This is a genomic window from Sphingosinicella humi (assembly GCF_003129465.1).
Lineage (GTDB): Bacteria > Pseudomonadota > Alphaproteobacteria > Sphingomonadales > Sphingomonadaceae > Allosphingosinicella > Allosphingosinicella humi.
In genome coordinates, this window is sequence record NZ_QFFF01000001.1 from 2,512,332 (window position 1) to 2,532,361 (window position 20,030).

Genomic DNA, 20,030 nt, shown 5'->3' on the forward strand with positions numbered 1-20,030 from the left:
ACAGCTCCCTTGGCGGCGGCAAAAGGACGTAGGTCCGGTATCGAAGAGAAGGGCGCGGATACCGACTCGTGCATCGACGAGTCTATGATGGAAGACGGGCGGAGTAGGAAAGGTCTTTTGTGCTGATGCCGAGGAGGAACCGCGGGTGCCGCCGAATTTCGGCGCTCACAAGCTGACGGGCGACGGCAACGGCGAGTGGGCGCTGACCATACGAGGAGCTGGCTGGAGGATCATCACTGATGGCGATCGAGCTGCACGACAGCTTCGCGGTGCATCCGGGCGAATGGCTGGGCACGGAAAGCGCGGCCGAAAATTTCACTTTGGCACTACCGGCCGATTTGGCGGAATCTGCGCCCCTTAGAGGGCATTTCAAAACACCCGTTTGCGTTCAAGCGAACTTGGTCTCGAATGTCGGGCCAAAGGGAAATAACTCGGGCGGCCTGGCGATAGAGCGCTTGTTTCTGCAGCGAAGGAGGGAAAAAGAAGCCTACAAGTCCGGCGCCTATAAAAAGCTCACGCGAAGGTCGCTGCTTGGCGATCCGCTTGTCTGCGGATAGAACGGCCCATCGCCCCTCGGTAGCCAACTCGCGAATCCACTCCTCGTCCTTCAGGTTTGCCCTCCCGAACTTATCGCGCAAGGCAACTATCTCATCGCCTTCGTCCTCGAAAATAATGTGCAGAACTCTCGCGAGGCGAGGCGGTAGGTCGTTGTCGACCATCACCTTCACGCGGCCAAGGGTGCCCTAATCCTGGCCTCGAACGTCAAAGCGTCTCGAACCACACCCACCGCCATATCAAACAGCTTAGCAACCTTATCAATTGACCCCTCGGCGGCGACCGCTTGTGCTAGTCGGGCCGTCGGGACGCCGCTTTCGCTGGCGATAGGCTGCCCAAACGAACGCTCTGGATCGGCGACGATAGTCTGTTTGTGGGGGAGAAGGAACCAGCGGGTCGCTTTTCGCTCATCAAATTCAAGATCGAGAAATGACCGCTCGACTATCCGTGCGAACGCATGCTGTCGCGACTTCAAGTCGATAATGTCGTGTTCTCCACCTTCTCCAACCCTTTCTAGGAAAAGGCGTTGTCCATCCGTGCGGAAGCTGGCGCTGGAGAAAGGATGATTGTCCTGTGCAATCTCAACTGCGGTTCGAAGGCAGGCTCGAATTGTGGGCAAACCAAAGCCCAATTGGCGGAGGCTGCCGACCATCCGCGCTTCGATAAGGTCCCGAAACCCGAGGATGGGTTCTTCTTGGTCGATGCCATATTCCGGTTGCCAAAGAGGTGCCTGGACAGTCTTCGGTCCGTGATGGTCATAGCTGTATCCGAACAGCCAACGTCGAATCGCTGACGATGAAACGCCAGTGAGGCGAGCCGCTTCTGCCGGGGTATAAACCCCAATTCCGAATGCCGCATTGCTCATGCCGCCGCTCATACCATGTCCACAATGAACGCAACCCGAAAATTCGGATCTGCGATCGTCACCCCACACTCACGAAGCTATCCAGCACTCGCTTGCGCCCCGCATGTTCGAAGTCGATTTCGAGCTTGTTGCCTTCGATCTCGGCGACGGTGCCGTAGCCGAATTTGGAGTGGAAGACGCGTTGGCCCAGCGAGATGTCGGTGCGGCCCGGGTTGCCGAGGCTGACGGCGCTGGCGCGGGCTTCGATTACGCGCGGGGGCGTGCGGTCGAAGCCGCCGCCGACGGCGCGTTGCCAGCCGGGGCCTCGGCCGGTGCCGCGGCCGACGTCGGCGAAGGGATCGGCGCGTTCCGACCAGTTGGCGCGCCAGAGGGACTCGCCGCCCGTCATGGTGGTTTCCTGCTCGACATGATCCTCGGGCAGCTCGGCGACGAAGCGGCTCGGGATGCTGCTGGTCCATTGGCCGTAGATGCGGCGGTTGGCGGCGTGGATTATGAAACATTTGTGCCGCGCTCTTGTGATCGCGACGTAGGCTAGGCGGCGTTCCTCCTCCAGGGCCGAATTGCCGCCTTCGTCGAGCGCGCGCTGGGAGGGGAAGACGCCTTCCTCCCAGCCGGCGAGGAAGACGGTGCCGAACTCCAGGCCCTTGGCGGCGTGGATGGTCATCATCGTGACCTTGTCGCGCTCCTCGGCGGCGTCATTGTCCATGACGAGGCTGACATGTTCGAGGAAGGCGCCGAGCGTCTCATAATCCTCCATGGCGCGGGTGAGCTCGGTCAGGTTTTCGAGGCGACCGGCGCTTTCGGCGGAACGGTCGGCCTGGAGCATGGCCGTGTAGCCGGACTCGTCGAGCACGAGACGGGCGAGCTCGGGGTGGGGGACCCCTCCACCACGCTGCGCGTGGTCCCCCTCGCCGAGCGAGCTCGGGGAGGACAGCATGCCGCGCCAGCGGGCGATGTCGGCGACGAAATTGCCGAGGCTGCGGCGGGCCTGCGGGGTGAGTTCGTCGGTGTCGAGCATCTGCGCGGCGGCGGAGAGGAGGGGGACACCGGCCGCGCGGGCGAAGCGATGGATGTTGGCCACCGCCTTGTCGCCGAGGCCGCGCTTGGGGGTGTTGATTATGCGCTCGAAGGCAAGGTCGTCGGCGGGCTGGGCGATGAGGCGGAGATAGGCGAGGGCGTCGCGGATCTCGGCGCGCTCGTAGAAGCGGAAGCCGCCGACGATGCGGTAAGGGAGGCCGATGGCGATGAAACGGTCCTCGAACTCGCGGGTCTGAAACTGGGCGCGGACCAGGATGGCGACGTCGCTGAGGCTTCCGCCGCGGCGCTGGATGGTTTCGATCTCGTCGCCGACGCGGCGCGCTTCCTCGGGGCCGTCCCAGACGCCGATCACCTGCACCTTCTCGCCCACGTCATGCTCGGTCCAAAGCGTCTTGCCGAGGCGGCCGCCATTATGGGCGATGACTCCCGAGGCGGCGCCGAGGATGTGGGGGGTCGAGCGGTAATTCTGCTCCAGGCGGATGATCTTGGCGCCGGGGAAATCCTGTTCGAAGCGTAGGATGTTGGCGACCTCGGCGCCGCGCCAGGAGTAGATGGACTGATCGTCGTCGCCGACGCAGCAGATGTTCTTGCGCTCCTGCGCGAGGAGGCGGAGCCAGAGATATTGGGACTGGTTGGTGTCCTGATATTCGTCGACGAGAATATATTTGAAGCGGTTCTGGTACAGCTCCAGCACGTCGCGATGGGTGCGCAGGATGACGAGCATGTGGAGCAGAAGATCGCCGAAATCGCAGGCGTTGAGGGCCTTGAGGCGCTCCTGATAGGCGACGTAGAGTTGCTGGCCCTTGCCGTTGGCATAGGCTTCGCTCTCGCCCGCATCGACCTGGGCCGGCGTCCAGCCGCGATTCTTCCAGCGATCGATGAGACCGGCGAGCTGGCGGGCGGGCCAGCGCTTCTCGTCGATGTCGGCCGCCTGGATGAGCTGCTTCAGGAGGCGGAGCTGGTCGTCGGTGTCGAGGATGGTGAAGTTGGACTGGAGCCCCACCAGCTCGGCGTGACGGCGCAGCATCTTGGCGCCGATGGCGTGGAAGGTGCCGAGCCAGGGCATGCCTTCGACCGCCTCGCCGACGATGCGGCCGACGCGTTCCTTCATCTCGCGCGCCGCCTTGTTGGTGAAGGTGACGGCGAGGATCTCGGACGGCCAGGCGCGGCGGGTGGCGACGAGATGGGCGAGGCGGGCGGTCAGCGCCGCCGTCTTGCCGGTGCCGGCGCCGGCAAGGACCAGCACCGGGCCTTCGGTGGTCAGCACGGCGTCGCGCTGGGGCTCGTTCAGGCCCTTGATATAGGGCGGTTCGGGCGAAGTGGGGGCAGGGTGACTCACGCGTGAACAGTTAGGGAACGGGCGGGAGCGAGGCAAGCACTACCCCGGCCTTCGCCGCTGCTGTATAAAGCGAAGGGGGGCTTGTCCTGGAGAGAGAGAGATGATCCGCAATCTCCTAGCCCTGCCACTGTTGCTGCTGGCGCCGGCCCAACCGGACTGGTCGCAAGCCCAAACGCTGACGGTGAACCTTTCGAACTACGATTTCGATCCCGAGCGGCTGCAGCTTCAATCGGGACGGCCCTACCGGCTGCACCTGGTCAACACCTCGTCCGACGGACATAATTTCGCGGCCCCGAATTTCTTCCGCGCGGCGACGATCGCTCCCGGGGACCGCGAACGGGTGAAGAAGGGAAAGGTCGAGGTGCACGCCGGCGAGACGGCCGACATCCGCCTGGTCGCGCCCGCAGCGGGGGAATATAAGCTGCACTGCTCCCATTTCATGCACGGCCCCATGGGCATGAAGGGCAAGATCGTCGTGCAGTGAACCGGTGCCGCTAAGGCGCCTCGGCGGTGTCTCCGGTGGCGATGCGGGCGACTTCGGCGATGAGCGCGGCGCGGCCTTCGGGTGGAAGCTCCGCGCCGGCGAGGAAGGCGGCGACGGCGAGGCGCCGGCCATCGGCGAGTTCGATGATGCCGACGTCGTTGGTGGCGCTGGCGATGCCGTCCACGGTGGGGCCGGTGCCGGTCTTGTGATAGACGGTGGCGCCGTCCGGGACCCCGGCCTTGAGGCGGTCGGTGCCCGTGCTGGTGCTCTCCAATATGTCCATCAGCTTTTCGGTGGACTCGGGCGAGAGCAGCTCCCCCTTCGCCAGCATCGACAGGATGCGAACCACGTCGGCCGGGCTCACCCGGTCGCGCGGGTCGGCGAGATAGATGCGGAGCGACGCGCGCTGCGTCTCGACGGGGACCGTCGCCTGGGCCTTGGAGAAGGCGTCCATGCCGATCCACTGGCCGCTGAACTCGGGAAGGCCGACGAGCTGGGGCTGGAGCTCATATTCGTAGCGGTCGAGCCGGAAGCTCCCGATCCCGCGGTCCTGGAAGAAGCGAGTCACGACCTCCGGGCCGCCGATGCGCTTCAGGAGGATGTCGGCGGCGCTGTTGTCGCTCTGGGCAACGGCGGCGCGCATCAGCGCCTCGATCGTATAGTCGGTCTTCTCGGGGAAGGCGTCAGCGATCGGGCTGTGGGCGACGGAGAGCTGATCCCGGGTCAGCGTCACCTCCTCGTCGAGCGACAGCTTGCCCTTGTCGGCGAGATCCAGAACGACGATGGCGAGCGGGAGCTTGAATACGCTCTGCATCGGCATTGGCTTGTCGGCGTTGACGCCCTTCATCTCGCCGGTGCCAAGATCGAGGACGGCGGCGCCGAGCTGGCCGGGCTCGGCTCGGCTCGCCAGCGCCTCCAGCGCCGGAGTGACCGTGTCGGCGGGCGGAGCGGGCGGCGGCGCTTCGCTCCCGCACGCGGCCAGGGCCAAGGGAAGCAGCACCAGCAGCGCGCGTCTCAACATTCTCACCCCTCCCGTCGAAGCAAAATGATGTGCGCCTTGCCGAACCGCCGCTCGGCCGCCACGGCGAAGCCGGCTGGCAGAGGCAGGCGCTCGCCCGCCGTCTCTATACTGACGATGCCGCCGGGTGCCACCCAGGCCGGATTGCCGATGCGGCCCAGTGCCATCTCGGCGAGGCCGGTGGCATAGGGCGGATCGAGGAAGAGGAGGTCGCACGGGGCGGGCGGGGGCGAGGCATGCTCGATCCCCTGCGAGCGGACCTCGGCGCGCTGGGACGCCCCGAACGCGTCGATGTTGCGCCTGATGGAGGCGACGGCATTGCGGTCGCTGTCGATGAACAGGGCGTGGGCGGCGCCTCGAGACAGCGCCTCCAGGCCGAGCGCGCCGGTGCCGGCGAAGAGGTCGGCGACGCGCAGACCTTCGAAGCTGCCGATCCGGCTGGCGAGCATCGAGAACAGGCCTTCGCGGGCGCGGTCGCTGGTCGGGCGGGTGGCGCGGCCTTCGGGTGCGATGATCGGGCGCCCGCGCCAGTCTCCGGCGATTATGCGCACAACAATCTCGTTCGTGCGCAGCCAACAAGCCTCGTTCGCCCCGAGTCCTTCGGCTGCCGCCAGCGGCGGCCGCTCAGGATAAACCAAGGTCGAGGAGCGGATGTGATAAGTCGGTGCCAGCGCCCCTCGACTACGCTCGGGACGAACGGATTCAGTGGACTCATTTCAGAGTATTCCGAAACGCCACCAAATCGTGCCGCCGTATCTCGTCCACGGCTCCGGTGGGGAGGTCGCCCAGTACGAAGGGGCCGTAGGCGGTGCGGATCAGGCGGGAGACCTGGAGGCCGAGATATTCCAGCACGCGGCGGACCTCGCGGTTCTTGCCTTCGGTGAGCTTCATCTCGATCCACTGGTTGCGGCCGGTGCGGCGCTCGAGATTGGCGTCGATGGCGCCGTAGCGGATGCCGTCTATCTCCACGCCCTCGATAAGCGCCTCCAACTGCTCCTGGCTGACGTCGCCGAAGGCGCGGGCGCGGTAGGTGCGCTCGACGCCGGAGGAGGGGAGCTCGAGCTGGCGCTTGAGGCCGCCGTCGGTGGTGAGGAGCAGCAGCCCCTCGGTGTTCATGTCGAGCCGTCCGACCGGCATCAGCCGGGGCAGGCCCTTGGGCAGCCGATCGTAGATGGTCGGCCGCCCCTTGGGATCGCGAGCGGCGGTGAGCACGCCCGCGGGCTTGTGGAAGCGGAACAGGCGGGCGGGGGCCGGCTCCTTCACCGGCTTGCCGTCCACGGTGACTCCGTGGAGCGAGGTGAGGAGCGTCGCGGGCTTTTCGACCAGCTCGCCGTTGATCGCGATCCGGCGCTCCTCGATCATGCGCTCGATCTCACGGCGCGAGGCGACGCCGGCGCGTGCCAGGAGCTTGGCGATCCGCTGCGGCTCGCGAGGGGGGCGGTGCTGGGCCAGTCGAACCTCCGGGGGCGGTCCGCGACGGACAGCCAGAAAATGAAATGCGCCAGGGCGATAGCCATGGCGGGGCACCCAAGTCCATTCCGCTCGTTGGGAAAGGGTCAAGGACGCCACGGGAGGGTCACGCACTAGATGTTGTTTACCAAGCGCGAAAGGACAATCCGGCGCATTCTCATCGTCGAGGACGAGCCGCTGGTCGCCTTCGACAACGAATATCTGCTGGGCGAGGACGGATATGAGGTCGTCGCCACCGTCGACCGTGTGGCCGACGCGCTGGAGGTGCTCGACCGTGAACGGCTCGACCTCGTGCTGAGCGACATCCTGCTGAGCGGCGAAGGGGACGGGACGGACGTCGCCCGCGCCGCCGCGGCCAAGGGCGTCCCGGTCCTGTTCGTCAGCGGCCACTGCCCCGTCGAGGCACAGAAGCTCGCCGTCGGCTGCCTCGCCAAGCCTTATACCGATCGGACCCTGAAGGCGGCGCTCACCGCGCTCGATACGCTATTCCAGGGGGAACGGCTGAAGAAGGTGCCCGAGGGGCTCAGTCTTTACGATCGGGACTAGGCACCTCGGCAAGCGCCGCCTCGATCTGGTCGTGGAAAAGGAGGATGCCGGTTTCGAGCGTGCCGAGGGTGAGGCGGTCGAGGGCGCCGGAGGAGAGGCCTTGCTGGCCGAGCGCGGCGGCGCGGAAATCCTCGGCGCCGAACGTGCCCTCGTCGAGCAGGGTCCAGCTCTTTTCCCAATGCGCCTCCTCCTCCGGCGATGAAGGCGGCTCGGGGATCAGCATGAAATCCTCGACCAGGGTGCGGTCCACGGCCTGGGGCATCAGCACCATCACGTTCACATAATCGGGGCTCACCACGATCACCGTCGCTGGGAAGAGCTGGTAGGCATAGGTGATGGCGCTCCTCAGCGCCGGCCAGTCATGATCATCGACGCGGGCGAGATATTCGGCGCGACCGACGGCGGAACGCTGATGCGGGCCGATGCTGTCGGCGGTGGTGATGCCGTCGGCGAAGAACTTGCCGATGCTGGAGGCGTGGAGGCGCTGGACATGGTAGCTTTCCAGGAAAGCATCCATGATCAGCTTCCAGTTAGCGGGCACGTCGTGAACGTGGCGGCGGAACAGGTGGTGGTCGGCGAGGCCGAAGGCGTCGAAGTCGCGGGCGAGGGTGGCGGCGTCGCTGAAATCCGCCTCGATGCGCGCGAACCAGATGAGCCCGCCCGCCTCGCGGCTCGGCAACTCGACGAGATGGTGCGCGGCCTTGTCGAGCCCGGGGAAGCTGTCGGCGCGCGGCACGCCGGCGAGCGCGCCGTCGAGCGAATAGGACCAGGCGTGATAGGGGCAGACGAGGCGCGGCGCGCACTGGGTTTCGTCGCCTTCCACGAGCCGCGTGCCGCGATGGCGGCAGACATTGAAGAAGACATGCGCCTCGCCCTGCTTGTCGCGGGTGATGAGGAGCGGGACGCCGAAACCGTCATGCGCCACCGCCATGTTGGCGCGCGGCAGCAGCGCCGAGGGGGCGATCACCTGCGGCAGCCGCCCGAACAATTGCGCCTGCTCGAGAGCGAAGCGCTGCGAGTCGGTGTAGAGCGAGGCCGGCACCGTGCCGACCGCTTCCCCTACGGCATTGCGCCCCTCGGCAATGGCTTTGGCGAGGGCGAGCTGGCCTTCGGTGGGGCGCCGGGTCGTTGGCACGTCCATGGCCCGACAGGGTGCTGCCGCGGCCCGAGGAAGGCAAGCATCTATCCGCCGAAACGGGGCTAGCCCAGGGACAAGGAGGCGTTACAAGAGGGGGATGGATCAAGCCAGTACGACCGCGCCCAGTGACTGGCGCAGCCGCCTGCCGGAAGGCATCCGCCCCTATTTCGAGTCCGCGCCGCTGGCGTCGTTCTTCCTCGGCGTCTCGTCGGGCTTTCCCTATGCGATGATCGGCGCCACGCTGACGACCCGCCTGGCGCAGGACGGTCTCGACAAGGCCAGCATCACGGCCTTCAGCCTGGCGTTCCTCGTCTATAACCTCAAATTCCTTTGGGCCTGGGTCGTGGACGGCGTGAGGCTGCCGATCCTGGGGCGGCTGGGCCAGCGCGTGTCATGGCTGATCCTAGCGGGAATCTTCGTCATCGCCGCGGTCGCCAACCTCGCGCTGGTCGATCCCTCGTCGAGCCTGCTCTACACCGCCTATGCCGCCGTGCTGGTCGGCATCGCCGGCGCGACATTCGACATCGTCATCGACGCCTATCGCATCGAGATATTGGAGCCGCGCCAGCTCGGCGTCGGCTCCGGCATGGTGCAATATGGCTGGCGGATCGGCTCGGTCGCGGCGGGCGCGCTCGCGCTGGTGCTTGCAGCCCGTGTCGGCTGGGAGATCGCCTATCTCGCCTGCGCCGGCTTCGCGCTGCCGGCGATGCTGACCGGCCTGCTCTACGGCGAGCCGAAACGCCACCGCGAGCCCAAGGAACGGCGCGCCTTCGGGGAAGCGCTGAAGGCCGTCTACGGGCCCTTCGCCGAGTTCTTCCGCCGGCAGGGCGCCTTCCTCGTGCTGTTGTTCATCCTGCTCCACAAGATCGGCGACACGCTGGGGCAGCTGACGCTCCGCCTGCTGCTCGACGACATGGGCTATACCAATGACGAGATTGCCATCTACGATGTCGGCATCGGCTTCTGGGCGTACCTCATCGGCATCTTCATCGGCGGCGTGATCTACGCGCAGATGGGCATGAAGCGATCGGTGCTGCTGAGCCTCATCCTGATGGGCATCTCCAATTTCAGCTTCGCCGTGCTCGCTGCGGTGGGCCACACCAATTGGGGGCTGGCGGGCGCGATCGGGTTCGAGAATATCGCCAGCGGCATCGGCGGCGTCGTCGTCATCGCCTATTTCTCGGCCCTGTGCGACCTGCGCTTCACCGCGTCGCAATATGCCTTGATCTCGGCCGCCGCGAGCGTCGTCGGCCGCGTCCTCACCGGCACCACCGCCGGCGCGATGGTGGAATCCTTCGGCTATGTGAACTTCTACCTGATCACCACCGTGGCCGCTCTGCCCGGCATCCTGCTCTTCTGGCTAATGATGCGATCAGGCCTGGTCGATGCCTCGGTCGGATCGGCGGGCATCGAAGGTCCCGGCGACGCCCGGCGCGACAAGCCTCAGGAGGGCAGCTGACCGTTTTTCCGAAGCACCTCGCCCGCCAGATAGAGCGAGCCTAGGATCAGGACGACCGGCGGATGGGCGCGGTCCGCGTGACGGGCGATCCAGCGCAATGCGTCTTCCACATCCTGGGCCGGGACGGCGTTGAGCCCGGCATCGCGGGCGGTGGCGGCGAGGCTGGCGGGGCTGTGATGGGCGTGCCCCGGGACCGGGATGGTGTGGATCGTCGTCGCGCGGTCGCGGAAGGGCTTCAGCACCCCGGGCGCGTCCTTATTCTCCAACAGGCCGAAGACGATGTGGAACGGGCGCTCGGCCGGGACGTGGGCGCGGAAGAAATCGGCGATGGCCCGCGCCGCCGCGGGGTTGTGGCCGCCGTCCAGCCATAGCTCCGAATCCGTGGGCAGCAGAGCCTGGAGCGGGCCGGTGCCGAGCCGCTGCAGCCGTGCCGGCCATTCCGCCCAGCCCATGGCGGCCCTCAATCCGGATTCCCGTATCGGCACCGCATCCTGGTGGCGCAGCATCGCGACGGCGAGCCCCGCATTGTTCGCCTGATGGGTGCCGTGAAGACGAGGGAGAGGAAGGTCGAGCTTGCCCCGTGCGTCACGGTAGTGGAGCTTCTGGCCGTAGGCGGCGATGTCCCACGGGCCGCCGCGCGGCAGCCAGGGCGCGCCCGCCGCCGCTGCCGCCGCGCCGATGCGCTCGGCGATGCGATCGGGATAATGCAGGGTGAGCAGCGGGACGCCGGCCTTGGCGATCCCGGCTTTCTCGGCGGCGATCGATTCGAGCTTGGACCCCAGGAAGAGTTGGTGGTCGAGCCCGAGCTGGGCGATGCCGCAGACCAGCGGGTCGGGTATGACGTTGGTCGCGTCCAGCCGGCCGCCGAGACCGACCTCGACGATGCAGGCGTCGGCCGGCGTGCGAGAGAAAGCGAGGAAGGCGGCGGCCGTCGTCGCCTCGAAGAAGCTCGGACCTATGTCGCCCGCCGCGTCCAGCGTTTCCGCCAGCAGCTCCACCAGCAGCTCGTCCTCGATGAGCTGGCCCTGCAGGCGTATCCGCTCGTTGAAACGGACAAGGTGGGGACTGGTGTAGACATGCGCCTTGAGGCCGGAGGCTTCGACGGCGGCGCGGAGGAAGGCGCAGGTCGAGCCCTTGCCGTTGGTCCCGGCGACATGGAAGACGGGCGGAAGGCTGCGCTCGGGATTGCCGACGCGGGCGAGAAGCGCGCTGATCCGCTCCAGCCCCAACACGTCCGCGCCGGGAGACAGGGCGGCGAGCCGGTCGAGCTGGCGCTGGACGAGGGGGTTATCCGAAGTTGCCTTGTCGGCCACGGCCGTCACCTGAAGTTGCGTCAGGGCCCATCGCGTCGAATTCGACGGGGTGGACGGATGGATGCTGAAACTGGTTCAGCATGACGGACCTCTTTACGCCGCTTCTTGCCTCGGCGTCAGATAGTCGATGAGCTGCGCGAGACGTTGGCGCAGGTCCCTGCGGTGAACGACCATGTCGATCATGCCGTGATCCAGCAGATATTCGGCGCGCTGGAAGCCCTCGGGGAGCTTCTCGCGGATCGTGGATTCGATGACGCGCTGGCCGGCGAAGCCGATGAGGGCATTCGGCTCCGAGATATGGACGTCGCCCAGCATCGCGTAGGAAGCCGTGACGCCGCCGGTCGTCGGATCGGTAAGGACGACGATATAGGGCAGGCCCGCTTCCTTGAGCTCGGCGATGGCGACGGTGGTCTTGGGCATCTGCATGAGGGAGAGGATGCCCTCCTGCATGCGTGCCCCGCCCGCCGCGGTGAAGATGATGTAGGGGCAACGGTCCTGGATCGCGGCGCGGACGCCGGCGACGAAGGTGGCGCCGACGGCGAGACCCATCGATCCGCCCATGAAGGCGAAATCCTGGACGCCGACCACGGCGCGCTGCCCTTCGATCGTGCCGCGCGCGTTGACCAGGGCGTCGGTCTCCCCGGTCGCCTGGCGGGCTGCCTTGATGCGGTCCGTATATTTCTTGCTGTCGCGGAACTTCAGCGGGTCTTCGCGCACCGCCGGCGGCGGCAGCATCGAATAGCCGGGGTCGAACAGCCGCTCGAAGCGCTGACGCGGCCCGATGCGGTCATGATGCTCGCAGCGCGGGCAGACCTTGTCGTTCTCTTCCCATTCCTTGTTGAAGATCATGGCTTCGCAGCTGCGGCACTTGTGCCAGAGATTGTCCGGCGTTTCGCGCTTGGGCAGGAATGGGATGCTCTGGCGGACGCGGGTGAGCCAGCTCATGCGGGATTCTCCTTCCGCCGCGCGGATGGAACATGCCGCCGCCTTTGTCCAGTTACAGCGTCGCTTCGATCGCTCGCGCAGCCTTGACGGGATTCTTCGCCTGCGTGATCGGACGGCCGATGACGAGGATCGAGGCGCCGGCATCGAGCGCCGCGCGGGGAGTCATGATGCGCTTCTGGTCGGCGCTGTGGCCGTCGGACGGCCGGACGCCGGGGACGACGAAGAAGCCGTCGGGCCAGAGCGCCCTGGCCGCCGCCACTTCATTGCCGGAGCAGACGACGCCGTCGACGCCGGACCTCTGGGCAAGGTCGGTCAGCCGTTCGACCTGCGCGTGCGGATCGTCGGGAACGCCGATCGAGCCGAGATCGTGCTCGTCGAGGCTGGTAAGCACCGTCACCGCCACCACCTTGGTGCCCGAGGGCGCGGCGGCCTTGGCGTCCTCCAGCATGGCGCGGCCGCCGGCGGCGTGGACGGTCAGGATCGCCGGCTCCAGCGGCCTCAGCGCCTGGATCGCCTTGGCAACCGTGTTGGGGATGTCGTGGAATTTGAGGTCCAGGAAGATGGGGAGGTCCAGCTCCGCCATCTCGCGAATGCCCTGGCGGCCGTTGGCGGAAAAGAATTCGAGGCCGAGCTTGATGCCGCCGACATGATTGCGCACGCGTGCGGCGATCGCCTTGGCCTTTTCGAGATCGGGAGTGTCGAGGGCGACATAGACAGGGCTGCTCATGAATTCGGCCACACCGTGCTGTCGGTGGCGGTGCGCTCGTCCGTCGCCGGCCCGGCCGTCGGGGCCGCGGGCACGGACTGGATGACGGGACCCTGCCGCTCATGCAGGTCGAGGCGCCGCTTCAGGCTCCAGAGACGGGCGCGATGGATGACCAGCATCGGAAGGAAACCCAGGAGGAAGGAAGCGAGGATCAGGATCGGCAGCTTGATGTCCGCTTCCAGTCCGCCCCACAGCTTGACGGTGACGGCATTCCAGTTGACGCTCGCGAACAGGACCAGGATGACCGCGAGCGCGACCCAGAACAGCGTTTTCAGGAACTGCATCCCATTCTCCCCAGGGGCCCTCGGCCTAAGTCTAACAAAAAGACCGGTCCGTCCAGAGGCGTTAACTGGCCGAAGCCGCAGCGGCCGTTTCGCCGCCCACCTCCCGCTCCAATTGCTCGAAAAGCACGGGAATGGCGGTCAGCCGCTCCTTCTCCTCGGCGATGATGGCGCGGAACGCCTCGCGCTTCAGCGTCGCGACGCGGCCAGGCGGCAGGTGGACGCCCTCGGGCAAGGTCGAGACGACGATGTCGATAAGCCGGTCGGCGCCGTGCAAACGGCCCCACAGATAGTCGTTCTCGCGATAGGCGCGGCTGAAGAAGGCGCCGAAGCTGTTGAACTGGATGCCCTTCAAGGTCGCCTCGGCGCCGCCCTCGCGGATGGCGGTGGCGTCGTCGGGGGAGATGCGGTCGACCTTGACCGGATCGAATTCGTCCAACCCCTCGCCCTGAAGAAGCGGGAGGGTGGCGATGTCGTAGAAGGGAAAACCCAGATAGGTAAGGATGAGCGAGCGCCGCTCCGCCTTGGGGAAGGCGGCGAGCAGCTCGGCGATCCTCTCGTCCGCCTCGTCGTCGCGCTGCTTGAGATCGAGCCGTTCGGCCAGCGCCGCCAAGATTTCCCGCGGCTGCTGCGCCGCTGCCTGGAAAATGGACAGGTCCTCTTCGCCATCGGTCTCCACGGGCGCGCGATAGCGGCCGATGAGGTCGTAAATCGTCTGCCGGGCCGCCTCGATCGCCGGTCTGGGCGCGTCGGGTTGCTCGTCCAATCGGCCAAGGCGGCGGGCCAGCAGCCGCAATCGTCGCGTTCGGTAGATAAGGTCGAACCGGCGGAAAAAATCGATAACGTCGGTCCGCGCGCCCGACGCCGTCATCGCTTCGTCCGACGCGAGTCCGGTTTCCTCGACCACCCGCCATATGGCGTGCTTGATGGTTTCGTGCCGCTGCCGGCTACCGCCGCCGCCGAGCCGGAGGATATGGGCGGCGATGTCGTCCACGACCGAGGCGAGCTTCAGGTGGCCATAGGCGGCATAGGCATAGCCTACCTCGCGCGAGGCGATCGTCTGCGCCTTGGAGCGCCAGGCCGCGAGCCGCCTCGGAGTCGGTCGGCCGAGGAGGAGCGTGGCGCCGAAGGCACGCTCGATCGCCGCCTCCACTTCGGGCCGCATCGCCTCGACGATGTGACGCAGCCGGCGGATGCGGGCCGAGCGTTCCTCGATGGCGTCGAGATTGTCGCGGATCGGCTGCTCGCGCGGGATGTCCGACAGGGCGCCGAAGATGGTGGTGAAGAAGCCGGGCACGGCGGCGTCGTCCGACCCGGTCAGGCGAACGCTGCGTCCGCCGGGCTTGGGATCGATATAGACGAAGCGCCGGTCCACCTCGCGCCGCGCGGGCCGGCTCTTCAGCGCGTCGATGGCCGGACGGAAAGGCGCGTTGGCCAGGACCGAGCCGTCGATCAGCACGGCGGCGTCCGCCTCGCCGATCGCGGCGTGGCGGGGGAGGGCGCGCTTCAGGAAGCGGTCGCGGCCCGGCCATGCCCGGGCCCGCGCCTTCAGCACCGTGTCCAGCTCGCCGACGCGGAAGGGCGGGAAGGCGCCCGGAAAGCTGGCGGTGGCGCGGGCGGCGAAAGCAAGCTCCGCGGCGTCGGCCAAGCCGCGGATCTCGCCGCCGCGATCACGGAAGGAGAGGATAAGGCGATGCTCCGTCTCCGCGATCTCGGCCGGTGAGTTGAGGCGCAGCCGCTCGGGATGGCCGTGGAAGTCGGTGACGGTGACGAACAGGTCCAGGGGCTGGTAGTGCGGCAGCAGCGACGGGCCGCGCGGGCCCTTGGCCATGGCTTCCAGCGCATCGAGAATGAGGCCGGTGAAGCCCGGCCCCGCGAAGGGCGGTGCGAACCAGCGGGCGCGGACGAAATTGGCGAGCTTCGCGCGCACCTCCTCGCGATGCTCGGGCTCCACCGTCTCGTCGACCGTTCCGCTCCGGCCGGTCAGGGCCCAGGCGATCGGCACCGCCGCCGCCTTGGCGAAGCGTGAGACGGGGTGAACGGCGGGATCGAGGAGGCTGTCGACGTCGGCCTTGTCCAGCCAGAGCTCGGTGAGGGGATCCAGCGAGTGCCCGGTCGAGATCGCGTCGGCGAGGAAGATGGCGTTGATTCCGCCCGCGCTCGCCCCGGCCAATATGTCGACCAGGACCCTAAGCTCGATGCCGCATTCGTCCGAGATGGTTTCGATCAGCCGGCGGTAGATGTCCTGGCTGCTCCCGTCGGAAGGCGCCCCGGCATGATGGGCCTGGCTGGCCCGGGCGAGACGCCAGATTTCCTTGGTGATTCCGTGCATGTAGACGGCCAGGCTGATCCCTCCGTAACAGACCAGCGCCAGCCGCAATTCCTTCTCTCGCATGACCAGAAACGTGACAGGAAGGACGGGGCTTGTCGAGCCGACGACGTCCGCGGGCGCCGTTAACCATTAGTATATTTCACCGCAGAAACGAAACGAACCATCGCCGCGAGCGAGACTCGGTTCCCAGCGGATATTACGCCCCCGGACAGAGCTAAGGGGCCTGCGTCATGCGTAGTTCAAATTCCGATCATCGCCGCGTGCAAACTATTGTCGCCGTGGCGATAGTAGGTCTGATGTGTTCGGTGCCGGTGAAGGCGGATACTCCCCACAGCCTGCCGGAGATTGAGGCCGAGGCGGTGGAGACCATCGACGCCACCCCCGTGCCCGCGCCCGAGGCCGAAACGGCGGTCGTCGAGGAAGCGACCCAACCGGAATTCGAGCATCTCGCCGACGGCGAGGCGAGCTATTATGGCGCCGAGCTTGCCGGCAACCGCACCGCGAGCGGCGAAATCTTCGACCCGAGCGAACTTACGGCGGCGCATCGCAGTCTGCCGATGGGGACCAAGCTTCGCGTCACCAACCAGGCCAACGGCAAGAGCGTCGTCGTCCGCGTCAACGATCGCGGTCCGTTCGTGAAGAGGCGCATCGTCGACATCTCCCGCGCGGCCGCGGAGAAAATCTCGATGATCCGCGCCGGCAAGGCGCAGGTGACGCTGGAGCTTCTGCGCTAAGACGCTGGGGCTTCTGCGCCAAGCAGCGCGTTCTAACGCTTTACCTTCTTTCTTATCCGATTATCACGGCCCCAGGGCGTCCCGGTGGCGAGCCGGGCGTGCGACATATTGAAACGAACGATTTGGGAGAGGTCTGCTGTCGAGGCGGATCAAGATTGCGTCCATCGCCGTCGTCCTGCTGGCGATCTTCATCATGGCGGCATCCGGAGGCACGTTCGCCGGGGGCGGCGATCCGATCGAGGACCAACTGGCCGAGCTGCCGGAGCGAATCGGCATCGACGTAAAGGCGTTCGACAAGAGCGACGTCGATTATGCGCGGCTGGACCGGCGGCTTCAGCATCTGGCCGAGCAAGACAATATGGTCGGCCTCGCCGTCGGCGTCGTCGAGAATGGCCGCATCCGCTTCCTGAAGGGCTACGGCACGACCGTCGCCGGCGGCGACGAGCCCGTGACGATCGACACGGTTTTCCGCTGGGCCTCGCTCTCCAAGGGCGTCGCGGCCGACATGGTCGCCAAGCTCGCCGATGAGGAAAAGCTGTCGCTTGAGGATCCCGTCGCCCGCTGGTCCGCCTCGCTCCGGCTGCCCGGCGGCAACGAGCATCGGGCGACCGTCGCCGACATACTTTCGCATCAGCTGGGCCTCTTCGCCCACGCCCATGATTCGAGCCTGGAGGACGGCCGCGACGATGCCGAGCTCCGCGCCAGCCTGGCTTCGCTCAATTTGATCTGCCCGCCCGGCCAGTGCCATGCCTATCAGAATGTCGCCTATGACGCGGCGAGCGAAGTCGTCGAGAAGGCGACCGGCACGACCTATCAGCAGGCGGTTCGCGAGCAGCTCTTCCTGCCGCTGGGGATGCGCAGCGCTACCCTTACCCGCGAGGGGCTGATGCAGGCCGAAAGCTGGGCCCGGCCCCATCGCGGCGGCAAGAATTCGAAGCCGGTGGAAGTGACCGATTCCTACTATCGCGTGCCGGCGGCGGGCGGCGTCAATTCCTCCATCAAGGACCTGACGATCTGGATGCTGGCGCAGATGGGCCGCGATCCGGACGTTCTGTCGAAGGACGTGCTGCAGGCCGTGCAGCGTGCCCGCGCCAACACGCCGGGCGAGGAGCGGCGCATGCGCGAGTTCGCCGAGCGGCTGAAGCAGGCCGAATATGGCCTCGGCTGGCGCATCTACGACTATGCCGGGCACCGGCTCATAGGCCATCGCGGCGGCGTTACCGGCTACCGCTCGCTGATCCTGTTCGATCCGAAGAAGAAGAGCGGCGTCGTGGCGCTGTGGAATTCCGGCACCGCCCAGCCGGGTGGCCTCGAGTTCGAGGTCATGGACATGGTCTACGGGCTCGAGTCGCGCGACTGGCTTGAGCTGGACGAGCTGGACGACAGCTCGGAAACGGCATTTTCGGGCACGTCGTAACGCACCTCGTCATTGCGAGCGAAGCGAAGCAATCCAGCGCTGTGGAGGTGCAGGCCTGGATTGCTTCGTCGCTTCGCTTCTCGCGATGACGAGGGGGTCTAACCCGGCTTCACTCGCGCCCAGATGGGGAGGTGATCGGAAGCTTTCCGGGCCGTCAGGCTGCGATGCGCGCCGCTTTCCACGATTTCCAGGCCGTCGTCGACCATGATCCGGTCGAGCTGGGCGATCGGGCGTCGGGAATGGAAGCTCTTCCCGCAATGGGCGAAGCGATGGTTGTGGGCAAAGTCGCGCAGGCAGCCGCCATGGGCGCTCCATTCGTTGAGGTCGCCCATCAGCACGGACGGCGGCTCGCCGTCGCGGGCCTCCAGGTGGGAGAGGATGGCATGCGCTTGCCGCCGCCGCCACAAGCCAGACAGATCGAGATGCATGCCGACCACGCGAAGCTCGACTCCCTCAACGCGGACATCGGCCAGCACGGCCCCGCGCGGCTCCAGCGACGGCAGGTGGACCAGCTCATGGCCGACGATCTCGACCGATTTTCTGACGAGGATGGCGTTGCCGTGCCAGCCCAGGCTTCCGCTCCGCGCCTCGAACGGCACCGGTTTATAGTCGCTGTGCTCCTCGATCATGTGCGGCGGCAGTGCCGACAGACGGGGGCCGAAGCGCCGGTCCGCCTCCTGGAGCGCGACCACGTCGGCATCCAGCTCGTTCAGCACCTCGATCGTGCGCTCGGGCCGGCGTCGCCTGTCGGTGCCGATGGCTTTGCGGATGTTGTAGCTGGCGACGACGATCATTCAGGCTGGCTTCTGGAGGGGTTGCGCTCCTGCCGTCAATGCCGGCGGGCGGAAAGGCGTTCCGGGAGTGGGGCTGGCGTGCCGCAAATCGGGCTGGTCGCGCGGCGGCCCGGTCGCTACGCCTAGCCTCATGGCCAAGCCACGCAAACGATTTGTCTGTCAGGCCTGCGGGTCGGTGAGCAACCGATGGCAGGGCCAATGCCCCGATTGCGCCGAATGGAACACGCTCGTCGAGGATACGACCGCCGTCGTCACGCCCTTTTCCGCCCGCCACGACCTCCGCACCGGCGGTCGAGCGGTCGAGCTGGTCGGCCTCGATGCCGATGTAGCGCTGCCGCCCCGCACGAGCACCGGGATCAAGGAGCTGGACCGCGCGCTCGGTGGCGGACTGGTGTCCGGCTCCGCCACCCTGATCGGCGGCGATCCGGGCATCGGCAAGTCGACGCTGCTGCTCCAGGCGGCCGCCAATATCGCCGCGCGCGGGCTGCCGGTCGCCTATATCTCGGGCGAGGAAGCGGCCGACCAGGTGCGCCTGCGGGCTCGTCGCCTGGGGTTAGGCTCGGCGCCGGTGAAGCTCGCCGCCGCGACCTCTGTCCGCGACATACTGACGACGCTGGGCGATTCCGGCGCGCCGGCGCTGCTCGTCATCGATTCGATCCAGACGATGCACAGCGACCTCATCGAAGGGGCGCCGGGGACGGTCAGCCAGGTGCGCGCCTCGGCGCATGAGCTGATCCGCTACGCCAAGGAGACGGGGACGGCGCTGGTGCTGGTCGGGCATGTGACCAAGGACGGCTCGATCGCGGGGCCGCGCGTACTGGAGCATATGGTCGACACGGTGCTCTCCTTCGAGGGCGAGCGCAGCCACCAATATCGCATCCTCCGCGCCGCCAAGAACCGCTTCGGCGGCACCGACGAGATCGGCGTCTTCTCCATGCAGGAGGAGGGGCTGGAGGAGGTCTCCAATCCGTCCGCGCTGTTCCTGACCCATCGCGGCGAGGCGGTGTCGGGGGCGACGGTGTTCCCGGCGCTGGAGGGAACGCGGCCTGTGCTGGTCGAAATCCAGGCGCTGACGGTGCGGCTCGCCAGCGGGGCTACGCCGCGCCGGGCGGTGGTCGGCTGGGATTCGGGCCGGCTGGCCATGATTCTCGCCGTGCTGGAGGCACGCTGCGGCCTCAGCTTCTCCACCGCCGAAGTCTATTTGAACATCGCCGGCGGCTACCGCGTCAGCGATCCCGCCGCCGATCTCGCCGTGGCGGCGGCGCTGGTGTCGGCGCTCGCCGAGCGGCCGGTGCCGCCCGAGACGGTGGCGTTCGGCGAAGTCGCCCTCTCCGGCGAACTTCGACCCGTCGCTCACGGCGCGCTCCGGCTCAAGGAGTCGGCCAAGCTTGGCTTCGAACGTGCGCTCGTTCCGGCCTCGCTGCCGGCGGACAAAAGCGCCATGGCCCTGACCGGTTTTCGAACGCTCGGACAGCTGGTCGACCATCTGCTCGGCCGCTGAAAGCCTTGGACAGGTCCCCGCTTCTCATTCGCGGC

General features: G+C 66.9%; 19 protein-coding genes. 6 read left to right on the forward strand and 13 right to left on the reverse strand.

The features are described 5' to 3' along the window. Nucleotides 1–326: 326 nt before the first annotated feature. The 3 genes from DF286_RS15585 to DF286_RS12320 are packed head-to-tail and all read right to left on the reverse strand — an operon-like array spanning nt 327 to nt 3,797. Nucleotides 327–719 (reverse strand): PIN-like domain-containing protein, encoded by a 393-nt coding sequence (locus tag DF286_RS15585; protein ID WP_424141254.1) that lies wholly within the window; start codon nt 717–719, stop codon nt 327–329. A gap of 5 nt (nt 720–724) precedes the next feature. Continuing rightward, complete coding sequence (locus DF286_RS12315) at nt 725–1,420, reverse strand: MerR family transcriptional regulator (RefSeq protein ID WP_146193623.1); 696 nt, start codon at nt 1,418–1,420, stop codon at nt 725–727. Between the two features lie 58 nt (nt 1,421–1,478). Then, entirely contained in the window at nt 1,479–3,797 is a 2,319-nt protein-coding gene (locus tag DF286_RS12320) for an ATP-dependent helicase (RefSeq protein ID WP_109271710.1), read from the reverse strand. A gap of 100 nt (nt 3,798–3,897) precedes the next feature. On the opposite strand from DF286_RS12320, the gene DF286_RS12325 reads away from it, so the two are divergent. Further along, nucleotides 3,898–4,281, forward strand: coding sequence for a cupredoxin domain-containing protein (locus tag DF286_RS12325; protein ID WP_243444820.1), 384 nt, complete (start codon nt 3,898–3,900; stop codon nt 4,279–4,281). A 10-nt stretch (nt 4,282–4,291) separates the two neighbouring features. Here DF286_RS12325 and bla read toward each other — a convergent pair whose 3' ends face one another. The 3 genes from bla to DF286_RS12340 form a co-directional block, all read right to left on the reverse strand. Next, nucleotides 4,292–5,302 (reverse strand): class A beta-lactamase, encoded by a 1,011-nt coding sequence (gene bla, locus DF286_RS12330; protein WP_109271711.1) that lies wholly within the window; start codon nt 5,300–5,302, stop codon nt 4,292–4,294. A 2-nt stretch (nt 5,303–5,304) separates the two neighbouring features. Further along, entirely contained in the window at nt 5,305–5,850 is a 546-nt protein-coding gene (gene rsmD / locus DF286_RS12335) for a 16S rRNA (guanine(966)-N(2))-methyltransferase RsmD (protein ID WP_109271712.1), read from the reverse strand. Nucleotides 5,851–6,010: 160 nt separating this feature from the next. Beyond that, on the reverse strand, nt 6,011–6,787 hold the full coding sequence (locus DF286_RS12340) for a pseudouridine synthase (RefSeq protein ID WP_424141255.1): 777 nt from the start codon (nt 6,785–6,787) through the stop codon (nt 6,011–6,013). Between the two features lie 99 nt (nt 6,788–6,886). Here DF286_RS12340 and DF286_RS12345 point away from each other — a divergent pair, with 99 nt between their 5' ends. After that, nucleotides 6,887–7,315: a response regulator gene (locus DF286_RS12345; RefSeq protein WP_109271713.1), complete on the forward strand. Its 429-nt coding sequence runs from the start codon at nt 6,887–6,889 to the stop codon at nt 7,313–7,315. Here the strand turns inward: DF286_RS12345 and DF286_RS12350 are convergent. Continuing rightward, nucleotides 7,293–8,456, reverse strand: a complete 1,164-nt coding sequence (locus DF286_RS12350; RefSeq protein ID WP_109271714.1) for an aromatic ring-hydroxylating oxygenase subunit alpha — start codon at nt 8,454–8,456, stop codon at nt 7,293–7,295. The two genes, DF286_RS12345 and DF286_RS12350, sit on opposite strands and share 23 nt — an antisense overlap. Before the next feature lie 94 nt (nt 8,457–8,550). Here DF286_RS12350 and DF286_RS12355 point away from each other — a divergent pair, with 94 nt between their 5' ends. Further along, a complete protein-coding gene (locus DF286_RS12355; protein WP_109271715.1) occupies nt 8,551–9,912 on the forward strand; it encodes an AmpG family muropeptide MFS transporter in 1,362 nt (453 codons plus the stop codon). Here the strand turns inward: DF286_RS12355 and DF286_RS12360 are convergent. The 5 genes from DF286_RS12360 to DF286_RS12380 form a co-directional block, all read right to left on the reverse strand. Then, nucleotides 9,897–11,225 carry a bifunctional folylpolyglutamate synthase/dihydrofolate synthase gene (locus DF286_RS12360; protein ID WP_109272171.1) on the reverse strand — a complete coding sequence of 443 codons (1,329 nt, stop codon included), beginning with the start codon at nt 11,223–11,225 and terminating at the stop codon, nt 9,897–9,899. The two genes, DF286_RS12355 and DF286_RS12360, sit on opposite strands and share 16 nt — an antisense overlap. A 93-nt stretch (nt 11,226–11,318) precedes the next feature. Beyond that, nucleotides 11,319–12,170, reverse strand: a complete 852-nt coding sequence (gene accD, locus DF286_RS12365; RefSeq protein ID WP_109271716.1) for an acetyl-CoA carboxylase, carboxyltransferase subunit beta — start codon at nt 12,168–12,170, stop codon at nt 11,319–11,321. Between the two features lie 52 nt (nt 12,171–12,222). Continuing rightward, the gene (gene pyrF / locus DF286_RS12370) at nt 12,223–12,897 is read right to left on the reverse strand and encodes an orotidine-5'-phosphate decarboxylase (RefSeq protein WP_109272172.1); all 675 of its coding nucleotides are present in this window, start codon (nt 12,895–12,897) and stop codon (nt 12,223–12,225) included. Further along, nucleotides 12,894–13,220: a LapA family protein gene (locus tag DF286_RS12375; RefSeq protein WP_109271717.1), complete on the reverse strand. Its 327-nt coding sequence runs from the start codon at nt 13,218–13,220 to the stop codon at nt 12,894–12,896. Before DF286_RS12375 ends, pyrF begins: the two co-directional genes overlap by 4 nt. A 61-nt stretch (nt 13,221–13,281) precedes the next feature. Continuing rightward, on the reverse strand, nt 13,282–15,612 hold the full coding sequence (locus DF286_RS12380; protein ID WP_109271718.1) for a patatin-like protein: 2,331 nt from the start codon (nt 15,610–15,612) through the stop codon (nt 13,282–13,284). A 167-nt stretch (nt 15,613–15,779) separates the two neighbouring features. On the opposite strand from DF286_RS12380, the gene DF286_RS12385 reads away from it, so the two are divergent. Further along, nucleotides 15,780–16,283, forward strand: a complete 504-nt coding sequence (locus tag DF286_RS12385; RefSeq protein ID WP_109271719.1) for a septal ring lytic transglycosylase RlpA family protein — start codon at nt 15,780–15,782, stop codon at nt 16,281–16,283. Between the two features lie 193 nt (nt 16,284–16,476). Beyond that, nucleotides 16,477–17,700: a serine hydrolase domain-containing protein gene (locus DF286_RS12390; protein WP_109271720.1), complete on the forward strand. Its 1,224-nt coding sequence runs from the start codon at nt 16,477–16,479 to the stop codon at nt 17,698–17,700. A gap of 98 nt (nt 17,701–17,798) precedes the next feature. On the opposite strand, the gene DF286_RS12395 is transcribed toward DF286_RS12390, so the two are convergent. Continuing rightward, entirely contained in the window at nt 17,799–18,494 is a 696-nt protein-coding gene (locus DF286_RS12395) for an endonuclease/exonuclease/phosphatase family protein (RefSeq protein ID WP_109271721.1), read from the reverse strand. A gap of 130 nt (nt 18,495–18,624) precedes the next feature. Between DF286_RS12395 and radA the strand changes: the two genes are divergently transcribed. Next, on the forward strand, nt 18,625–19,995 hold the full coding sequence (gene radA / locus DF286_RS12400) for a DNA repair protein RadA (RefSeq protein WP_109271722.1): 1,371 nt from the start codon (nt 18,625–18,627) through the stop codon (nt 19,993–19,995). The last annotated feature ends 35 nt before the right edge of the window (nt 19,996–20,030 follow it).